Origin of the sequence: Sneathiella sp. (assembly GCF_002694385.1) — a bacterium.
Taxonomy (GTDB): Bacteria; Pseudomonadota; Alphaproteobacteria; order Sneathiellales; family Sneathiellaceae; genus Sneathiella.
The window spans coordinates 56,963-75,441 of record NZ_NZMB01000010.1; the positions used below are offsets into that span (position 1 = coordinate 56,963).

19 protein-coding genes, 1 tRNA gene and 1 riboswitch are annotated in these 18,479 nt (G+C 58.4%); of the genes, 10 read left to right on the plus strand and 10 right to left on the minus strand.

The window, feature by feature from the left end:
- The first annotated feature begins 97 nt into the window (after nt 1-97).
- On the plus strand, nt 98-901 hold the full coding sequence (locus CMN55_RS04895) for an enoyl-CoA hydratase/isomerase family protein (RefSeq protein WP_293948424.1): 804 nt from the start codon (nt 98-100) through the stop codon (nt 899-901).
- Nucleotides 902-905: 4 nt separating this feature from the next.
- Here the strand turns inward: CMN55_RS04895 and CMN55_RS04900 are convergent, their stop codons facing one another.
- Complete coding sequence (locus CMN55_RS04900; RefSeq protein WP_293948425.1) at nt 906-2,447, minus strand: acyl-CoA synthetase; 1,542 nt, start codon at nt 2,445-2,447, stop codon at nt 906-908.
- A gap of 37 nt (nt 2,448-2,484) precedes the next feature.
- Nucleotides 2,485-3,672 carry an acyl-CoA dehydrogenase family protein gene (locus CMN55_RS04905; protein WP_293948426.1) on the minus strand — a complete coding sequence of 396 codons (1,188 nt, stop codon included), beginning with the start codon at nt 3,670-3,672 and terminating at the stop codon, nt 2,485-2,487.
- Nucleotides 3,673-3,861: 189 nt separating this feature from the next.
- Between CMN55_RS04905 and CMN55_RS04910 the strand changes: the two genes are divergently transcribed.
- Entirely contained in the window at nt 3,862-4,707 is an 846-nt protein-coding gene (locus CMN55_RS04910) for a crotonase/enoyl-CoA hydratase family protein (protein WP_293948427.1), read from the plus strand.
- Between the two features lie 148 nt (nt 4,708-4,855).
- Here the strand turns inward: CMN55_RS04910 and CMN55_RS04915 are convergent.
- From CMN55_RS04915 to CMN55_RS04925, 3 genes are all read right to left on the minus strand, one after another.
- Nucleotides 4,856-4,932, minus strand: a tRNA-Arg gene (locus tag CMN55_RS04915).
- 107 nt (nt 4,933-5,039) lie between these two features.
- Nucleotides 5,040-5,216 (minus strand): DUF3012 domain-containing protein, encoded by a 177-nt coding sequence (locus tag CMN55_RS04920; RefSeq protein ID WP_293948428.1) that lies wholly within the window; start codon nt 5,214-5,216, stop codon nt 5,040-5,042.
- Between the two features lie 73 nt (nt 5,217-5,289).
- Nucleotides 5,290-6,162: an OmpA family protein gene (locus CMN55_RS04925; protein WP_293948429.1), complete on the minus strand. Its 873-nt coding sequence runs from the start codon at nt 6,160-6,162 to the stop codon at nt 5,290-5,292.
- A gap of 520 nt (nt 6,163-6,682) precedes the next feature.
- On the opposite strand from CMN55_RS04925, the gene CMN55_RS04930 reads away from it, so the two are divergent.
- The gene (locus CMN55_RS04930; protein WP_293948430.1) at nt 6,683-7,699 is read left to right on the plus strand and encodes a cation diffusion facilitator family transporter; all 1,017 of its coding nucleotides are present in this window, start codon (nt 6,683-6,685) and stop codon (nt 7,697-7,699) included.
- Nucleotides 7,700-7,708: 9 nt separating this feature from the next.
- On the opposite strand, the gene CMN55_RS04935 is transcribed toward CMN55_RS04930, so the two are convergent.
- The 4 genes from CMN55_RS04935 to CMN55_RS04955 form a co-directional block, all read right to left on the minus strand.
- Nucleotides 7,709-8,116, minus strand: coding sequence for a hypothetical protein (locus tag CMN55_RS04935; RefSeq protein ID WP_293948431.1), 408 nt, complete (start codon nt 8,114-8,116; stop codon nt 7,709-7,711).
- 92 nt (nt 8,117-8,208) lie between these two features.
- Nucleotides 8,209-8,427: a DUF3126 family protein gene (locus CMN55_RS04940; RefSeq protein WP_293948432.1), complete on the minus strand. Its 219-nt coding sequence runs from the start codon at nt 8,425-8,427 to the stop codon at nt 8,209-8,211.
- A 17-nt stretch (nt 8,428-8,444) separates the two neighbouring features.
- Nucleotides 8,445-8,927: a cold-shock protein gene (locus tag CMN55_RS17075; protein ID WP_366931972.1), complete on the minus strand. Its 483-nt coding sequence runs from the start codon at nt 8,925-8,927 to the stop codon at nt 8,445-8,447.
- A 143-nt stretch (nt 8,928-9,070) separates the two neighbouring features.
- Nucleotides 9,071-9,826: a CbiX/SirB N-terminal domain-containing protein gene (locus CMN55_RS04955; RefSeq protein ID WP_293948433.1), complete on the minus strand. Its 756-nt coding sequence runs from the start codon at nt 9,824-9,826 to the stop codon at nt 9,071-9,073.
- Nucleotides 9,827-10,067: 241 nt separating this feature from the next.
- On the opposite strand from CMN55_RS04955, the gene dctP reads away from it, so the two are divergent.
- The 6 genes from dctP to CMN55_RS04985 all read left to right on the plus strand — a co-directional run bounded on the left by dctP (nt 10,068) and on the right by CMN55_RS04985 (nt 17,198).
- The gene (gene dctP / locus CMN55_RS04960; RefSeq protein WP_293948434.1) at nt 10,068-11,114 is read left to right on the plus strand and encodes a TRAP transporter substrate-binding protein DctP; all 1,047 of its coding nucleotides are present in this window, start codon (nt 10,068-10,070) and stop codon (nt 11,112-11,114) included.
- A 55-nt stretch (nt 11,115-11,169) separates the two neighbouring features.
- Nucleotides 11,170-11,838, plus strand: coding sequence for a TRAP transporter small permease (locus tag CMN55_RS04965; protein WP_293948435.1), 669 nt, complete (start codon nt 11,170-11,172; stop codon nt 11,836-11,838).
- Nucleotides 11,838-13,145 (plus strand): TRAP transporter large permease, encoded by a 1,308-nt coding sequence (locus CMN55_RS04970; RefSeq protein ID WP_293948436.1) that lies wholly within the window; start codon nt 11,838-11,840, stop codon nt 13,143-13,145. The genes CMN55_RS04965 and CMN55_RS04970 overlap by 1 nt, the downstream gene beginning before the upstream one ends.
- A gap of 61 nt (nt 13,146-13,206) precedes the next feature.
- Entirely contained in the window at nt 13,207-14,373 is a 1,167-nt protein-coding gene (locus tag CMN55_RS04975; protein ID WP_293948437.1) for an acyl-CoA dehydrogenase family protein, read from the plus strand.
- Between the two features lie 29 nt (nt 14,374-14,402).
- Nucleotides 14,403-15,617 carry a CaiB/BaiF CoA transferase family protein gene (locus tag CMN55_RS04980; protein ID WP_293948438.1) on the plus strand — a complete coding sequence of 405 codons (1,215 nt, stop codon included), beginning with the start codon at nt 14,403-14,405 and terminating at the stop codon, nt 15,615-15,617.
- A gap of 33 nt (nt 15,618-15,650) precedes the next feature.
- Nucleotides 15,651-17,198, plus strand: coding sequence for an AMP-binding protein (locus tag CMN55_RS04985; RefSeq protein WP_293948439.1), 1,548 nt, complete (start codon nt 15,651-15,653; stop codon nt 17,196-17,198).
- Here CMN55_RS04985 and CMN55_RS04990 read toward each other — a convergent pair whose 3' ends face one another.
- Entirely contained in the window at nt 17,199-17,711 is a 513-nt protein-coding gene (locus CMN55_RS04990; protein WP_293948440.1) for a 6,7-dimethyl-8-ribityllumazine synthase, read from the minus strand.
- An 87-nt stretch (nt 17,712-17,798) separates the two neighbouring features.
- A riboswitch (FMN riboswitch) is annotated at nt 17,799-17,943 on the minus strand.
- A gap of 47 nt (nt 17,944-17,990) precedes the next feature.
- Between CMN55_RS04990 and CMN55_RS04995 the strand changes: the two genes are divergently transcribed.
- Entirely contained in the window at nt 17,991-18,395 is a 405-nt protein-coding gene (locus CMN55_RS04995) for a hypothetical protein (RefSeq protein WP_293948441.1), read from the plus strand.
- Nucleotides 18,396-18,479: the final 84 nt, after the last annotated feature.

Sequence of the window (18,479 nt, forward strand, 5' to 3'; positions counted from 1 at the left end):
ACGGTAGAAATAAATGAAGCAACAACCCAACCGGCCTCAGCCGGTTGGGTTTTTTTACACCTAACTTCTCTATAAAAAATAAAACGGGAGAATAGATATGTCGAATTCAAACATTGCGGAAATGACTGTCGAGGATGGTATCGCGACGATTGTCATGACGCGGCCAGACCGGCGGAATGCCTTCACACAGGAGTTGCAGGACTATCTGTCCGCCAAGGTCAGCGAGATTACCCGCCGTGACGATATTGACGCGGTGATCCTGACAGGCAGCGGCGGGTGCTTCAGTGCGGGCGGTGATATCAAGGGGATGCTGGAAAACCAGCCGAAGGAAGGTCAGCCCGGCGCCGATTACCGCAAACGCATCTATGCCATCAATGACTGGATCGGACGTCTTAGAAATCTTGAAGTGCCGGTCATTGCGGCCGTTGATGGCGCCGCCTATGGTGGCGGTTTCGCCCTTGCGCTCTGTGCGGATTTTGTCCTGTGCAGCCCGACGGCGCGCTTCTGTTCCGTGTTCGGCCGCATCGGCGCGGTGCCCGACTGCGCCATCATGTATGTCCTGCCGCGCATGATCGGCATGCAGCGCGCCAAGGATATCATGTATACGGGCCGCCCGGTTCTGGCCGAAGAAGCCAAGGCAATCGGCATTGCCTTCGATATCCATCCGGCCGATGAATTGCTGGACGCGGCCCTCACCCTTGCCAAGCGGTTGCAACCTTCCAGCCGCAAAGCCTTCGCGCTCACCAAGCGGATCACCAATCAGTCGCTCGATCTCGACCCGCAATCACTGCTTGAGATGGAGGCGGCGGCGCAGGAAATCTGTTTCACGACGGATTACAACAAGGAAGCCGTCGCCCGATTTACCCGCAAGGAGCCGCTGCTCTTCAACTGGGAGGCATAAGCGGCTAAGTCGCGGGCTGCAAATCGCCGATTTCGTCCTTCAGTACCCGCTTCAAAACCTTCCCCGTGGCATTGCGTGGCAATTCCTTCAGGAACACGACATGCTTCGGGATTTTGAAGCGGGCGAGCTTATCCCGGCAATAGCCGGTGACCTCATCCGCCGTCAACGTCTTGCCCGGCGCCAGAACGATCACCGCGCAGCCCACCTCATCCCACCGGTCATCCGGCACGCCAATAATTGCGACATCGGCAATTTCGGGCATTTTGAACAGCAGGCTTTCGATTTCCGCCGGATAGACATTCTCCCCGCCGGAGATATACATATCCTTCCAACGATCGACGACATAAAAATGCCCCTCCTCATCCATGCGGCAGGCGTCCCCGGTATGCAGCCAGCCGTCCGTGATGGCCTCCGCATTGGCTTCGGGCCGGTTCCAGTAGCCGGGCGTGATATTCGGGCCCTTGACCCATAACTCCCCGATTTCGCCCCGCGGCACGTCCTTGCCATTTTCATCGACAATCCGCGCCTCCGCATTCATGGCGAGCTTGCCCGCCGAGCCCGGTTTGGTCAGCGCCATAGTTGCATCCTGCACGGTGACGGTCGGGCTTGTCTCCGTCATGCCGTAGCCCTGTTGCAGGGCGAGACCGCGCGCCTTGTAGACTTCCAGAAGCGGCACCGGCGTCGGCGCCCCGCCCACCCCGGAACAGGCAAGACGGGAGAAATCTGTCGTGGCAAAATCCGGATGCTGGCTCATGAACAGGTAATTCGCCGGAACGCCGAAGAAATGCGTAATCCCCATGTCCGGGTCATTGATCAGCCGCAGGCATTCCCCCGGATCAAAGCTGCGCATGACAAGGCTCGTCCCGCCATAATAGAGCGCGAGGGAGTTGTAGCAGTTGAGCCCGCCCGTATGAAACAGCGGCAGGATCGTCAACGTCCGGGTGGACGGCGTGATATAAGCCGGGCCTCCCAGATTGACGGCGTTATAAAAGGCCATGCCATAGGTATTCATCGCCCCCTTGGGCCGCCCCGTCGTGCCGGAGGTATACATGATGGTCCAGACATCGTCATGGGTCAGCCGGGCAAGGGTTGGCGTCGGGCGGCTGGCGGCAATCGCCGCCTCATACGGCGTCGTGCCGCCTGCGCCGCTGGTCTCCAGCGTATGGGGCACGCCTGTCGTCCTTTTCAGCTCCGTCACTTCCGCGGCAAACTGGCTGTCATGGATCAGCAGTTTCGGCGCCGCATCGCGGATGATGAAGTCCAGCTCGCTCACCGTCAACCGCCAGTTGAGCGGCAGAAAGATCGCGCCGATCTTGGCGCAGGCCGCCTGGATTTCCAGCATATCCGTGGAATTCATGGCCAGCACGCCAACGCGATCCCCCCGATTGACGCCATAGTCATTCTGGAAACATGCCGCGAGGCGCAAGGCCCTGTCATTCGCCTCGGCATAGGTAAAGTGACGATTGGAATGAAGGTCCACCCACACTTCCTTGCCCGGCACCCGCTCCGTATGATGGGCCAGCCAGTCATAATGCGTCACGCTCATCTCTTCCTCCCGCTGATTTTTTTCTTAGCTATCTAAGTTATATATACATTTGCCGCGCCGCAAGATCCCGCATGATTTCTTCTGATCCGCCGCCAATTGCCATCACCCGGACTTCCCGGTAAATCCGCTCAATACGGCAGCCGCGGATATAGCCCGCGCCGCCCATGACCTGCATCGCCTCCCGCGCGCAGAACTCAAGGGTCTGCGACGCCTGCACCTTCAGCAGCGACAGATCGGCAACCGGCTTTTCCCCGGCCATGACACGCATGGCGCATTGCTCCAGATAGGCCTGCGTCACATTGATATGGCGCGCCATTTCCGCGAATTTGTGGCGGATCACCTGATGATCGGCGAGACGTTTGCCGAATGTTTTCCGCTCCCGCGCCCAGGCGATGGCATCCTCGAGGCAGACGCGGGCCGACGCCGTCGCCCCCGCCGCCATGCCGAGCCGTTCGCTGTTGAAATTGCTCATGATGCCAATGAAGCCCTTGTTTTCCTCCCCAATCAGATTGCTGCGGGGCACGCGGACATCATCGAAATAAAGCGCGGCGGTATCGGACACCCACCAGCCCTGTTTTTTGAGCGGCGTGCGCGTAAAGCCCGGACGGTCCCGCTCGATCAGCACGAGGGAAACCCCTTCCCGCCCCGCGCCGCCGGTGCGCACGGCAACGGTATAGTAATCGGCCCGCATGCCGCCGGTGATGAACATTTTCGATCCATTGACGATATAATCATCACCATCGCGCACCGCGCGGGTCTGGATATTGGCGACATCCGACCCGCCGGACGGTTCCGTAATGGCAAGGGCATGGATTTTCTCCCCCGCCAGCACCGCGGGCGCAATCCGTTTCTTCAACTCCTCCGATCCGGTGGCGAGCACCGGCGGCAGGCCGATGGTATGCACCATCAGGCTCGCATGCATCCCGCCCGCGCCGGTGCGGGCCATTTCCTCCGATGAGATCATGCGGAAGAACACATCCACCGGCGTGCCGCCATATTCCTCCGGGAAGCCCATGCCCAGCAGGCCGATATCCCCCGCCTTTTTATAAAGTTCCCGCGGGAATTCCCCGGCTTCATCCCAGTCATTGACGAAGGGCATGATTTCCTGCTCGATAAAGCCGCGCAGCGCCGCCCGCCAGGCATGATGGTCCGCCGTATAAAAAGGTCCCTTATACCGGTGATCAATATCAAAGGGGTTTGCGCCATTCTCAAAGCTGGTGACCATATTCTTCTTCCCTGATTATTATTGTTCTACCCTTACGGGATGGATATTTCCGCATATCATGCCTGTTTCTTCCGCTTTGGGAAAGTGTTTCACTGATGGCCTTGCATGCAAGCCATTTGAATCCGGGTCACACTCGCGTAGAATGGGGAAAAGGCACAACAAGACACAAACGGGAAAGGGAGCCTCGCCGTGAGCCATAGCTGTTTCGACGTTCAAATCGCCAATAACATCGCCCATATTATCCTCAATCGGCCGGAGAAGCGGAACAGCATGATCCCGGCCTTCTGGTCCGAGCTTCCCGCCATCATCCGGGATATTGACGAAAATGCGAAAGCCCGGGTGATTGTCCTCTCTTCAACCGGTCCGCATTTCACCTCCGGCCTCGATGTCACCTCCTTCCAGCAGGCGGAGATCACCGACCCGGCCGCCAAACGCGCCGCCCGGATAACGGCGGGCGCGGATTTTTATGGCACCGTCCGGAAGATGCAGCAGGCCTTTACTGCGCTTGAGGAATGCCGCCTCCCCGTCATTGCCGCCATTCAGGGGGGCTGCATCGGCGGCGGGGTCGATCTGATTACGGCCTGCGACATGCGCTACGCGACGGAGGATGCCTTTATCACCATATTCGAGACCAATATCGGCATGACCGCCGATGTCGGCACTTTCCCCCGCATTTCAAAGCTGATTGCCGATGGCGTGGCGCGCGAGCTTGCCTATACCGGCCGGCGGATGCCCGCGGCGGAAGCGCGGGAAGTCGGCCTCGTCAACAAAGTGTTTGCCGATCAGGATGTGATGATGAAAGCGGTGATGGACATTGCGGCCGAAATCGCCAGCAAGGCGCCGCTCGCCATTATGGGCTGCAAGCGGATGATGAACTATTCCCGCGATCATACGGTGCAGGAGGGGCTGGACTATATCGCCATCTGGAATGCCAGCATGCTGCAGCGGGAGGAAATTTTTGAGGCCATGAAGGCCAATGCGGAAAAGCGGCCGGGCGAATTTGTCGATCTGCCGCCGGTTCGCGGGCATATCTGAAAACCCCTCATCCGTTGGGAAAAGGCGACCGGGGAGGATAGGGAGACGAACGGAAAAACTGAACCGGACCGGACCAAGGGCGTCCGCTTCCGTGCTTTCGCCCGCCCGCCAATGCCCGTGCAAAAGGGGTTTGGCGCGCGTGATAAAATGGCGATCCCGACAGGACTCGAACCTGTTACCTCAAGATTAGGAATCTTGCGCTCTATCCTGATGAGCTACGGGACCGTTTCCCGGATTTAGCAGAGTGCCCCTGCCCTCGCCATAAAAAAATGCGCCGAAGCAATCCGGCGCATTGGCTTTTCTGTCAGGTTTTAACCCCGACGCTCAGAAAATCATTCCGACGTCAGGACACAGTTTTTGGCAAAATCAGCCGCTTCATTGGCCGACCAGTCGCCTTTCGGCTTTTCCTTCATGGCCTGACACCATTCCTTGCTGCCCACCTCGGGATCGCAGGCGGCCAGACCGAGGGCCAGTACAGGAAGAATCGCGAGAAAAATTACTTTCTTCATTTTCGGGTTCCTTCAAAAAAAGGCATAAAAAAAGACGGGGCGTTCACCACCCCGTCTTCTTCAGTCATCTTGATTATTTCTCTTCGACGGTGATCACAACGCGGCGGTTTGCAGCGTTCCGTACCCCGTCGGCCGTCTGGACCTTGAGGTCTTTCTTACCGTAAGAGCGCATGATGATCCGATTCGGCTCCATGCCCATATCCATGCCCATGAAGGCAACGGCTTCGGCGCGGCGCTCACCCAGCTTGTCGTTATACTCGACGGAACCAACCGTATCGGTATAACCGGCAATGGTGATCTGCGGATTTTTCAGCGTCTTCATATAGTCGGAAGCCGCGCGGATTTCCGCATCGGAGCCCGGCAGCGGTGTGGATGAGTCAAAGTCAAAGTTCACTTCGAAAGACTTCGGAGCGATCATTTCCTGCTTTTTCTCAATCACAACAACTTTTTCTTCCACGACCTTCGGAGCCATTGCAGCTTCGATTTCTTCCATGGAAAGGACGAAAGCGTCACGGCAGGCGGCAATATCTTCAGGCTGGAAGTTTTCTTCCTGCTCCTGCACCCAGCAATCGAAGCTTGTCTGGGCTTTTGCAGCCTGCATCGGCCATTCATTGCCCGCACCGGCACCAAGAGCCGCCATCAGGCGTTCCCGGGCGCTGAGCAGGACAGGCTCCCGATCAGCCGGAAGGCGCCATTCGTCGGGGTGATACGGATCAACCTGCTCACCGCGTGTCGCCGCCATTGCTTTCTCGGCAAAGCGATCAGAATCGATATAATCGCCTTCCTGATACTCGGCTTTGGCAAGGTCAATATAGTTCGCATAAAGCGCCTGCTGGAATTCGGAACCGCTGGGGCTCAACTTCTCGGCCTGCTCCAGCTTCATACCGCAGGCAGCCAGTACGAGCGAGGTAGCACCAACAATCGCGAACCTAATCGTATTTTTCATAATCATCCCCTCAACCTTTTGTTAGTGATGCGATGGGATTCGCATCAGGTTCGGTTAATACTAGTACGTAGCAATACTGCAAACAACAGGAATTGGCATCATTGGGCAGAAATAGAGGGTTTCTGCGTGATTTCAACACCTATAGTGCAAATACTTGACGATAACTACGACGCAAAATTGTCCGAAATGCGGCAGTCGGCGTCCAATATTACGTATTTTATATACCTCGCCCGGGCGGGAAGACAAATTTTTCTGCGGCCGCAGAAAAATATAGAAGGAAGAGGGTGGCTATTATCACACAGTCCCGGAAACGCCCCGAAATCACATATATATAAGCGGGGAAAGCCCGGAAATCCGGCCCGTTCCCCGCTGGCAGCCGGGAAGCGCCGGACCTGCCCTCCCCCGTCATCCTGTGACCGGAATTGATCCCTTTCCGGCGCCCCGTGACGGCGGCCGCTGTTGCATGAACGACACCGCGCCTATATGTTTATTTAGCGCCCTCAAAGTAAATCATAATATTATGACAGATTTTCATTCCGACAACTCCCCGCAGGATCATGACGACGCGCCGCGTCATGGCACGAGCCAGACCGGACAGGCGCATGACCACAGCCACAGCCATAGTCACAACCACAGCCATGACCATGCCCCGACCGTGACGGCGGACAGCGAGCGGCGCATCTTTCTCGTCATGTGCCTGACGGGCGGCTATATGCTGCTGCAGATTGCGGGCGGTCTGCTGGCGGGCTCCCTCGCCCTGCTGGCGGATTCCGGCCATATGCTGTCGGACACGGCGGCCCTCGGCCTGGCCTGGTTCGCTTTTCGCCTTGCCTCAAAACCGGCGGACAGCAGGAGGAGCTATGGATACCACCGCTTCCAGATCCTCGCCGCCTTTACAAACGGCCTCACGCTTTTCTTCATTGCCGGCTGGATTGTTGTCGAGGCGATTGCGCGGCTGATCACCCCGTCCGAGGTGATGGGCGGGCTGATGCTCGCGGTGGCCTGCGGCGGCCTGCTGATCAATATCGCGGGGTTTTATCTTCTGCATCGCGGCGACCGGCATAATGTCAATATGCAGGGGGCGCTGTTGCATGTCATGGGCGACCTGCTCGGCTCCATCGCCGCCATTGCGGCGGCCGTCATCATCATGCTGACGGGCTGGACGGCGGCCGATCCGCTGCTGTCAATCCTGGTGGCGCTGATTATCCTGAAAAGCGCCTTCGGGCTGGTGCGCCGCTCCGGGCATATTCTTCTGGAAGGAACGCCGGACCATCTGGATATGGAACTGATCCGCGACAAGCTGGTCGCCTACCTGCCGCAGGTGCGCGGCGTCCATCACATGCACGCCTGGTCCCTGACGGCGGAAAAATCCATTGTCACCATGCATGTGGAGATTGATCCGGCCGCAGATCTGGAGAAAACCCTGCGCGCCATCACGGCCTTTTTGCAGTCCGAATTTGACATTAATCACGTCACCTTGCAGATTGAACACAGCAATTGCGCGACGGACCCACCGGGCATGCCGCAGCCCGCCTGAGGTTCCCCGCTATTGCCAGAGCGGGCGGGCGGCGCTCGCCAGCCCTTGCGCGTCGCCCCACGGGCCGGTGCTGGAAAGGGTCAGCCAGCGAAAGGGCGGGGGGCTCGTCTGCTCAACCTCAATCACGCCGCGGCGCGTCAGCCGGGCGACCAGGCGCCCCATGGAGCCGGCATTCTTTGCAAAACTGCAGCGCGCGGCATCCCCCGGCAGCCAGTATTTGGCGGGCGCTGTCCCGTTGATGCGATAGCGCTTTTCGGGGAGCTTTCCGGTGGTGAGACGGCAATCCCCTGCAAAGCCGACGCCGGGATCGCCGAGAATTTCAAGCTCGATCATCGCCGCATCGCCCGCGCGCGCCGTCGGGCTTTCACTCAGGGAAAGCAGAAAAATCAGGGAGATCAGCAGATATCGTCCGAACATGGGCGATATCATAAGCGGCCGGGGTTAACAAAACACAAACCCGGCCACGCTGGTCAGCTTCCTAAAGTTATTTTGGGAGGGGGTGCCCCGCCTCAGGAGGAAGCGGGCAGATCAATATCCAGAATGGTCATGTGGAAGGCGAAGGAGACTTCCCCCTCATCCTCGTCCCGATAGACAACACCGATAAACTCATCCCCAAGCAACACCTCGGCCGTGCCATCGGACGGGCGCCGTTCCCTGACCTGAAAATTGTCGTTTCCGAATTTTTCACGCAGATACCGTTGCACCCGCAATGTTTCCGTTCTTGTCATAATACCTTCCGCGTGCCTTAGAGAAGTTCAAGTGAATCGGCAATCGGCCCCTTCACCCCCATCCGCACGACACATTTTACCCGGCTGTCCAGCTTCACCGCTGCCGGATCAACATCCGACCGTTCCAGCATATTCACATGGATGAAAACGTCTTCGCCGCCGCCATCAGGCGTGACGAAGCCGTATTTATGCTCAGGAACATAGGTTGTGACAACACCGGTTACTTCAATTTCGCCGTCAACGACGGCGGTCTCGTCTTCCTCGGGTTCATGGATGGCGACAACCTGCTGGCCGCGGTCGCCGTCCGCCAGATCGCAGACGATCTGCATCCCCTCCCGCAATTCGGTATAGGAGGTATTATGCAACACCGAGATATGAACGAAAGCGTCAGGAGATCCATCTGCGGGGGAGACAAAGCCGAATCCCTTGGCTTCATCGAAAAATTTAACCGTCGCCGAGATATTCTTCCGGACGGCCTTTGGCGGCTTACGATCATTCATCCTTTAAGGACCTCATTCCTTCCATATATGCGGTTCAAACCCCGGAGGGAGCCTGAAAATCAATTCATTTTGATCGGTTTTTATCAGATCACGGGCCCGCTGTCTGTAGTGATTTGCGACGGGCGGGTTGTGAAGACCGCATCTCACCCCTCGCGGGCGGCGCATCGGGCAATGCTGCTTTCGATCAAATCCACAATTTCCGGCCGCGGGCCGACCGCTCCCAGATAACGGATAAACCGCGGCGCACCGGTTTCCTTCTGCCATATATGCAAAATCTCGGGCACATCAATAGCGGCATGCGGCCCATCCGCCGAAAACAGGCCGACAATCACAAGCGGCGCGCCTGTATCGGGCTGTTCGCGCAGCCAGCTTTCAAGGAACGGCGGCTCGCTCAGAAACGCCACCGACACATCGGCAAACTCCTGCCGCGCCATCAGGGTCCGCTGCTGCATCCGCGCCGCCTCGCGGGAGGCGGGGGACTTGCCGGAGCCATGCGCCACCAGCAGCAGATGAACCGCCGCCCGGTCATAGCCTGCATCGCGCGCCGCCTCCCCCGCCATGACGGAGACGACATCGGCCAGCGCCGGGTCCGTGCCCAGGGCCTCGCATTGAAACACCTGTCGCTGGGCCTCCTGCCGCTGCCCCTGCTCAAGGCCGAACAGCTCGGGGATCCGCGTTTTGACGAAATATCCGCCGCTCATGAAAAGTGGCACCAGATACACCGCTCCCGGCGGTAGCATGGGCGCCTTGTCCGTCAGCGACAGGAAACAAAGCCCGACATGATCATAGCGGTCGCGGCGGCGCAACTCCGCCGCGTGATCAATAGCAGCATCCTGCGCCGTCTCCGATAGACCGGAACCATGCGAGACAAGTATGACAGAGGGGCGTGAAGAATGCATCGGGCAGATAGGGGCGGATAACCTCGAACAATAATATGAGTTACATCAACTTACCGTCAGAACCGGGGAAATGACAGGAAAATAGCCATGCCAATCTTTGCGCGTATCCTGATATTGCCGGACGGCGCTTTTTTTTGCTGGCCTTCGGGGGGGCAAATGTGGAATATTGGCTCTCATTGGTAGAACAAAAATATTAAAATACCAATTGCAGAATCATATGTTTAACGGGAGGAAAAAAACAATGATCAGGCATAAAGTCATGGCGTTTGTGGCAATGTCCGCGGCGTCAGTCATGGCCTTTAACGTATCCGCCGCCGATGTGGTGGATGGTCCCGAAGTCAACTGGAATGTTTCCACATGGGGCAAACAGAGGGCCTTTACCGCCAGCGTTGAAACCATCCGGGATTATGTCGCCGAAAAGACCGGCGGCAAGTTCCAGATCAAAATCCATTATGGTGAAGCGCTGTCCAAGGCGCGTGAAAATCTCGACGGCATCAAACTCGGTGCCTTCCAGATGGCCATGCTCTGCACGGCTTACCACCCTGCCAAGAACCCGACCATGTCCGGTCTCGACCTGCCCTTCCTGCCCTTTCCGAACCTGAAAGTGCAGACGGCGGTGCATGAGGCCTATTATTACGATCCGGCGGTGCTTGCCGACATGGCCCGCTGGGACGCCATGCCGTTGATGAGCGCCCTGCTGCCGCAGTATGAATTTACCGGGGTCGGCGATCCGCCCCTGACGATTGAAGACTGGAACGGCATGCGGGTGCGGGCGCTGGGCGGCATTGGCGAAGCCATGCGCAAGATTGGCGCCGTGCCGACGACTGTTCCGGCACCAGAGGTCTATACCTCGCTGGAACGCGGCACGGTGGATGCGGCGTCATTCCCCTTTACCTATGCGCATGTCGCCTATCGTCTGACGGACATCGGTAAATGGTATACGGCCAACCTGTCGCCGGGCGCCAACAACTGCCCGGTCGTCATGAATATTCCGGCTTACAAGGCGCTGCCGCCGGAATATCAGAAGCTTCTGGAAGAGGCGAAAGAACCGGCTTATGAGGCGCTTTATGCCGCATATGAAGCGGCCGATGCCAAGAATTTCCCGATGATGAAGGAAAAAGGCATTCAGCCCATTGAGTATTCCGAAGAGGAGCTGGCCAAATTCCGTGAAGTTGGCGGCAAGCCTGTCTGGGATGCCTGGATCGAACAAATGAACGCCGAGGGACATCCCGGCACGCAACTGTTCGAACTGATCATGACCACCGCGAAAGAAGCGAGCGGCAGCTGATCTTGGCCGAGGGTCTGGTCCGCCAGACCCTCTTTTCCAGCTAAAGTGAACCATTATGACAGCAAAAACTCTCCCTGACGGGAATGCCTCGGGCTCGGCATTTGCGGCGGTTGACCGCGTGTATTCGAAGCTCGAAAATTTTCTCAACGGAATTTCCGCCCTGACCATTTTCATGGTCATGATCATCGGCGTGACCCAGGTGTTCGGACGGAAACTCATCAACGCCCCGATCCCGGGCTACATCGACTATATCGAACAGAGCATGATCATTTTCGCCTTCTTCGGCATCGCCTATTGCCAGCGGCTGGGTGGCCATGTGCGCATGGACCTGTTCATGGCCCGGTTCAATGGCCGGCTGCTGTATTTCTTCGAGGCGCTGGCCACGCTTGTCGGGCTGGTGGTGATCACCATCCTGATTGACACAAGCTGGCTGCATTTCATGCGCGCCTATGAATATGGCGATTCCACGATAGATATCTCGCTGCCCATCTGGCCGGCCAAGCTGGTGATTCCGCTCGCTTTCGGTGTTCTGTGGGTCCGCTTCCTGCTGCAATTCATCGGCTTTATCCGGCTGTTCTTTTATCCGAACGCCGAGGTGATCGCCGTGCCGGTGATTGAGGATGTCACGGTTCAGGCCCGCAATGAAATTGAGGACGCCCTCGGCGAGGAAGCCGCGCGCGACGCAAAATTTGACGAAACATACGGAAAGAAGGGGAAGAAGTAATGGGTGCAGATCCTCTTATCGCCGGCGTTGTCGGCATGATCTTTCTGATCATCATGGTTTTTCTGGGCGTGCGCGTCTATATCGCGGCCACCCTGGTCGGCATGGTCGGCATTGTCTCGATCATCGGCTGGGATGCGGGCACCGGCATTGTCGGCACCATTCCGCATTCCAAATCCTCGCTCTATTCGCTGAGCGTGCTGCCGATGTTCATCCTGATCGGTTTTCTCGCCTTTCATGCGGGGATTACCACCTCCGCCTTTGAGGCGGCCAAACGATGGATCGGCTGGGTGCCCGGCGGCCTTGCCGTCGCCACGGTTTTCGCCGCCGCCGGTTTTGCCGCGGTCTCAGGCGCCAGCACGGCGACCGCCGCCGTGTTCAGCCGCGTCGCCATCCCGGAGATGCTGCAGAACGGCTATGATAAGCGGCTGGCCGCCGGTGTCGTGGCCTCGGCGGGCACGCTGGCCTCGCTGATCCCGCCGAGCGCCATCCTCGTGATCTACGCGATCATTGTCGAACAGTCGGTGGGCGCCCTCCTACTGGCCGGATTTATCCCCGGCATTGTCTCGGCCATCATCTATGCGCTGATCATCATGCTGCGGGCCACCATCAATCCGAAACTCGGCCCACCGGTCAAGGGCTACACCTTTGCACAGAAGGTGCGCTCCCTGCCCGGCACCCTGCCGATCGTTGCCGTTATCGCCATCATTTTCAGCGCGATTTACGGCGGCTGGGCGACGCCGACGGAGGCGGGCGCTCTCGGCGCCTTTGTCGTGCTGATCCTGGCCTTCTTCCATGGCATGCGCACCAAGGAGCTGAAAGACGCGCTGTTCGAGACGGCAAAACTCACCGTCATGATCTTCTCGATCATCTGGGGGGTGCTGGTTTTCGTGCGCTTCCTCGGGTTTTCGGGCCTGCCGGAAGCCTTCGCCGACTGGATCCTCGGCCTGCCCTTCCCGCCGACCGTCATCATCATTTTCATCCTCTGCGGCTATGCGATTCTCGGCATGTTCATGGATGCGATCGGCATGTTGCTGCTGACGCTGCCGGTGGTATACCCGGCCGTCATCGCGCTCGGCTATGATCCGATCTGGTTCGGCATCATTGTCGTTAAAATGGTGGAGATTTGCCTGATCACGCCGCCCATCGGGCTTAACTGCTATGTGGTCAACGGGGTCAGACCGGATATTCCACTTATGGATGTCTTCCGCGGCATTGGTCCGTTCTTCATTGCCGACGTGCTGACCATTGCCCTGTTCATTGCTTTTCCGTCTTTGATTGTCTGGTTGCCCCAAACAATGCTAAACTGAGTTTGACGGACCCTGTCCGGCTTCCTGAGAATAGTGAAAAAGAAAAACAAGGACGAAGTAAATGGATTTTACGCTGACGGATGAGCAGCAGGCTATCACCGAAAATGTCGCCGCTCTATGTGCCCGTTTCGATGACAATTACTGGCGTGAAAGGGATCGGACGGGAGAATTCCCGTTCGATTTCCATGCGGCAATGGCGAAGGATGGCTGGCTCGGCATCACCATGCCCGAAGAGTATGGCGGCGCCGGCCTCGGCCTGACCGAAGCGGCGCTGATGATGCATGAGGTGGCCAAATCCCCGGGCGGCATGTCTGCGGCCTCGGCCATTCATATCAATATTTTCGGCCCGCATCCGATTGTCGTTTTCGGCACGGATGAACAGAAGCAGCGCTGGCTCCCCTCCTTCATCAACGGGACGGAAAAAACCTGCTTTGGCGTGACCGAGCCCAATGCCGGTCTGAACACCACCGCCATCGAAACCCGGGCCGAGAAAACCGCGTCGGGCTATGTTGTCAATGGCCGCAAGATCTGGACCACGACCGGGCAGGAAGCGGACAAGATCCTGCTGCTGGCGCGGACGACACCCAAAGACAAATGCAAGAAGGCGACGGACGGCCTCTCCCTCTTCTTCACGAATGTTGACCGCACCAAAATGGATATCCGCGTCATCGAAAAGATGGGCCGCAAGGCGGTCGATTCCAATGAAGTGTTCATCGACAATCTGGAAATCCCGGATGAGGATCTCGTCGGGGAGGAAGGCAAGGGCTTCTACTACCTGCTCCACAGCCTCAACCCGGAACGGGTCCTGATCGGCATGGAAGCCATCGGCATCGGCAAGAATGCCCTGGCGCGGGCCGCGAAATACGCCCGCGAGCGGGAAGTCTTCGGCCGTCCTATTGGCAAGAACCAGGGCATCCAGCATCCGCTGGCGGAAAACTGGATGGAGCTGGAAGCGGCCTATCTGATGGCCATGCGGGGCGCGGCGAATTATGACGCCGGGCTGGACGCCGGGCTGTATGCCAATGCGGCCAAATATCTGGGCGCCGAAGCCGGGTTCAAGGCCTGCACGCAGGCCGTCATGACCCATGGCGGCATGGGCTATGCCAAGGAATTCACGGTGGAGCGGTTGCTGCGGGAAGTGATGATCTGCCGGATTGCGCCGATCAGCCCGCAACTGATCCTTTGTTTCATTGCCGAAAAGGCGCTCGACCTTCCGAAATCCTACTGATTCCGGCTTTCCAACAGGATATTTTAACGATGAGCAAAGCCAAAAATGGTCCGCTTACGGGTATTCGTATTGCGGATCTGACTTCCGTTCTTCTTGGACCTTATGCCGCCCAGATTCTGGGCGACATGGGGGCCGATGTGATCAAGGTCGAAGGACCGGAAGGCGACACCACGCGCGATCTTGGCCCCCGCCGTTCCCCCGGAATGGCGGCGGTCTATCTCAACGCCAACCGCAACAAGCGGGCGCTCGGCATTGACCTTAAATCGAAGGAAGGCCACGCCGCGTTCGTGCGCCTGCTGTCCACGGTGGATGTGTTCCTGCACAACATGCGCCCGTCGGCGGTCAACCGGCTCGGTCTTTCCTATGAGGAAGTGCGCAAGATCAAGCCCGATATCATCTATTGCGGGGCCTATGGCTTCAACCAGAAGGGGCCCTATGCCAACAAACCCGCTTATGATGACATGATCCAGGGGATCAGCGGCCTTGCCGCCGCCCAGTCCACCCTGTTTGGCCGCCCCGCCTATATGCCGACGGTTCTGGCCGACAAGGCAACCGCGCTCACCTCTGTCTATGCCATCGCCATGGCGCTGTTCCATCGGGAACGCACCGGGGAGGGGCAGGAGGTGGATGTGCCGATGTTCGAAACCATGGTGCATTTCCATTTGCTGGAACATCTCTATGGCGGCAATTTCGATCCGCCCATGGGGCCGGTCAGCTATCCGCGCGCCATGTCGCCCAACCGCCGCCCCTACGAGACGAAGGACGGCATGATCGGCGTCCTGCCCTATGTGGACAAGCAGTGGCGCGCCTTCTTTGACATGGCCGGTCGGCCCGAGTTGATGGAGGATCCGCGCTTTTGCAATATCGAGGCGCGGCTTGCCAATATCGACGAGGTGTATGCCACCCTCGGCGAGATTATCAAGACCCGCACCTCCGCCGAATGGCTTGCCGATCTTGACGCCGCCAATATCCCGGCGGTGCCGATCAACGAGCCTGCGGACCTGCTGGAGGATGAGCATCTGAACGCCACCGGTTTCTGGCAGAGCATGGAACACCCGACGGAAGGCAAGCTGAAATTCCCGGGCATTCCCGTGGGATTTTCGGCCTCTCCCGGTGGCACGCGCCTGCATGCGCCCCGGCTGGGGGAGCATAACCGCGAAATCATGGCGGAGGCGGGCCTTACAGAACAGGAAATCGACGCGCTTGTTTCCGCGGGCGCTCTCTGCTCTCAATCCGGCGAATGACGGGCCTCTCTCAAGAATAAGGAAGAACAGGCAATGACCAAGCATATCCGGGATTTCGCCGTATCCCTGCGCGACAAGCCCGTCATCATCATGGCGGGCAGCGGCAAGACGGTCACCTATGGGGAGCTGAACGAGGCGTCGAACCAGGGCGCGCAGTATTTCCGCAAAAAAGGCCTCAAGGTCGGCGATCATATCGCCCTGATGATGGAGAATAACCCGCAGTTTTTCCAGATCTGCTGGGCGGCGCAGCGGGCCGGGCTCTATTACACCGCCATCAGCTCCCGCCTGACGGCGGAGGAGGCCGCCTATATCATCAATGACTGCGGCGCGCGGATGTTCATCACCTCGCATTACAAGGGCGATCTGGCCGCCGAGATCCTGAAGCTGATCCCGAATGTGGAAGAGGCGCTGATGATCGACGGCACGATCCCCGGCTATGCGTCCTATGAAGACGCCATCGGCGGCTGCCCGAAGACACCGCTCGCCGATGAATGCGAGGGCACGGACATGCTCTATTCCTCCGGCACGACCGGGCGGCCGAAGGGGATCAAGCCCGCGGAGATCGGCAATCCCATCGGCACGGAAGACAGTCTCTACAATACCATGGCGGACCGCTACAAGGGGGCGGAGGAGATGATCTATCTCTCCCCCGCCCCGCTCTATCATGCGGCGCCGCTGCGCTATAACATGCGGGTGCACCGCTTCGGCGGCACCAGCATTATCATGGAGCATTTCGATGCGGAGGAATATCTCCGCCTGGTCGAAAAATACCGCGTTACCCATTCCCAGCTTGTGCCGACGATGTTTGTCCGCATGCTGAAGCTGCCCGATGAAGTGCGGCTCAAATATGATGTGAGTTCGCTTCAGATCGCCATTCATGCCGCCGCCCCCTGCCCGGAAAAGGTCAAGCGCCAGATGATGGACTGGTGGGGGCCGATCCTGTTTGAATATTATGCGGGCACCGAGGGCAACGGCTATGTCGCCGTGACGCCGGAGGAATGGCTCACCCATCCGGGAACGGTCGGCCGGGAGCTGATCGGCCAGGTGCATATTCTCGATGAAGAGGGCAACGAGCTGCCGCTTGGCCAGATCGGCGTCATCTATTTCTCGGGCGGGCGGGAATTTGCCTATCACAACGATCCGGCGCGCACGAAGGAAAGCTTCAACGACCGGGGCTGGAGCACGCTCGGCGATGTCGGCTATCTCGATCAGGACCGCTTCCTCTATCTCACCGACCGGCAGACCTATATGATCATCTCCGGCGGGGTGAATATCTACCCGCAGGAGATCGAGGATCTGCTGCTCACCCATCCGAAGGTCTATGACGCCGCCGTCATCGGCGTGCCGAATGAGGATTTCGGCGAAGAGGTGAAGGCCGTCATCCAGCCCATCGACATGGCCCTCGCCGGCAAGGATCTGGAGGCGGAGCTGATCGACTTCTGCCGCGCCAACATCAGCCATATCAAATGCCCGCGCTCCGTCGATTTCGACCCGGAGCTTCCCCGCCATCCGACGGGAAAGCTCTACAAGCGGCTGTTGAAAGACCGCTACTGGGGCGACAAGCAGTCGCGCATCGTCTGATTAGGACGCGAGGCGGAGGTCTTTCAAACTCCGCATATTATCAAGGGTCTGGCGGCAGGCATTGGCCGCCTCCCGCCCCTTGATAACAAAATGATTGCGGAAGAAAGTGCGGTGCGCCTCCGTCTCCTGGAAGTGATGCGGCGTCAGCACGACGGAGAGAACCGGCACGCCGGTATCGAGCTGCACCCGCATCATGGCGTCCAGCACCGTCCGCGCGACAAAATCATGACGGTAAATGCCGCCATCGACGATCAGACCCGTCGCCATGATCAGATCATAGCGCCCCGTTTGCGCCAGCTTCTGCGCCATCAGGGGAATTTCGAGGCTCCCCGGCACATCATGGATATCGAAACAGCTCCTGCTGAAACCCGAGCCCATCAGATCCTCCATAAAGGATTTGCTCGCCTCCGACACGATATCGGAGTGCCAGTTCGCCTGAATGATGGCGATACGGGTCTGGCTGTTGTGGCTGTCGCGGGGGTTATTGTCAGGATGGGAGTTATTATTCTTCATTTATCTCGCCTTGTGTTGCAGTTGACAAAAACCCAAGGCAGATAGAAACGCATCAGGGATCGGCGCGCGCCGTCCCGTCAAATCGCTTCCTGTTCTCTTCCATCCGGACTATGACCGTCGGCTTCGGAATTACACCGAATCTGCTGACCCCGCGTCATGCGGGCGCTCGCGGGCTGGAACATTGCTGCTCATCACCGCCGGTAGGGACTTTCACCCTGCCCTGAGAACATCTCCTCATCCGAGGAAATATCCCCTTCATTTTAGGTATCTTTTCCGCATATGCAAGCCCTCCTGTTTCCGCTACCCTGCCAAAAAGTGACGGAAGAAGGGGGCATTGTGACGGAACAACGCTTTTTGGCATTGCTGCAGGACACCATCCGCTATAATCAGCTTGGGCGCTATTTCGACGGCGGCCCGGGCCGGGTGGAATCCGTTGAAACGCCCTATGATCTGATCCCCGATGTGGCGGCCATCCGCGCCGATCTTGCGGACCCCGGCGGGCTCAAACTCTCCCATGCGCAGCGGCGGATGCTGATGGTGCTGGTCGCCCTGTGGGATGGCGGCGCCGCCGACCGGCTGTTCGAAGAAGGGCTTGGAAGCCTGTCGCGCATTATCATGTCCATGGACAAGACAAACCGGGCGCGGCTCGCCGAAATCATCACACTCTATCCGGGGTGGGGATAGAATTCGCGCGCCAATCCCCTGTTTGCAATTGAATATTTGCAACCGGCACCAAATATTCACGGTATGGTAAACAGTTTTAGCGTA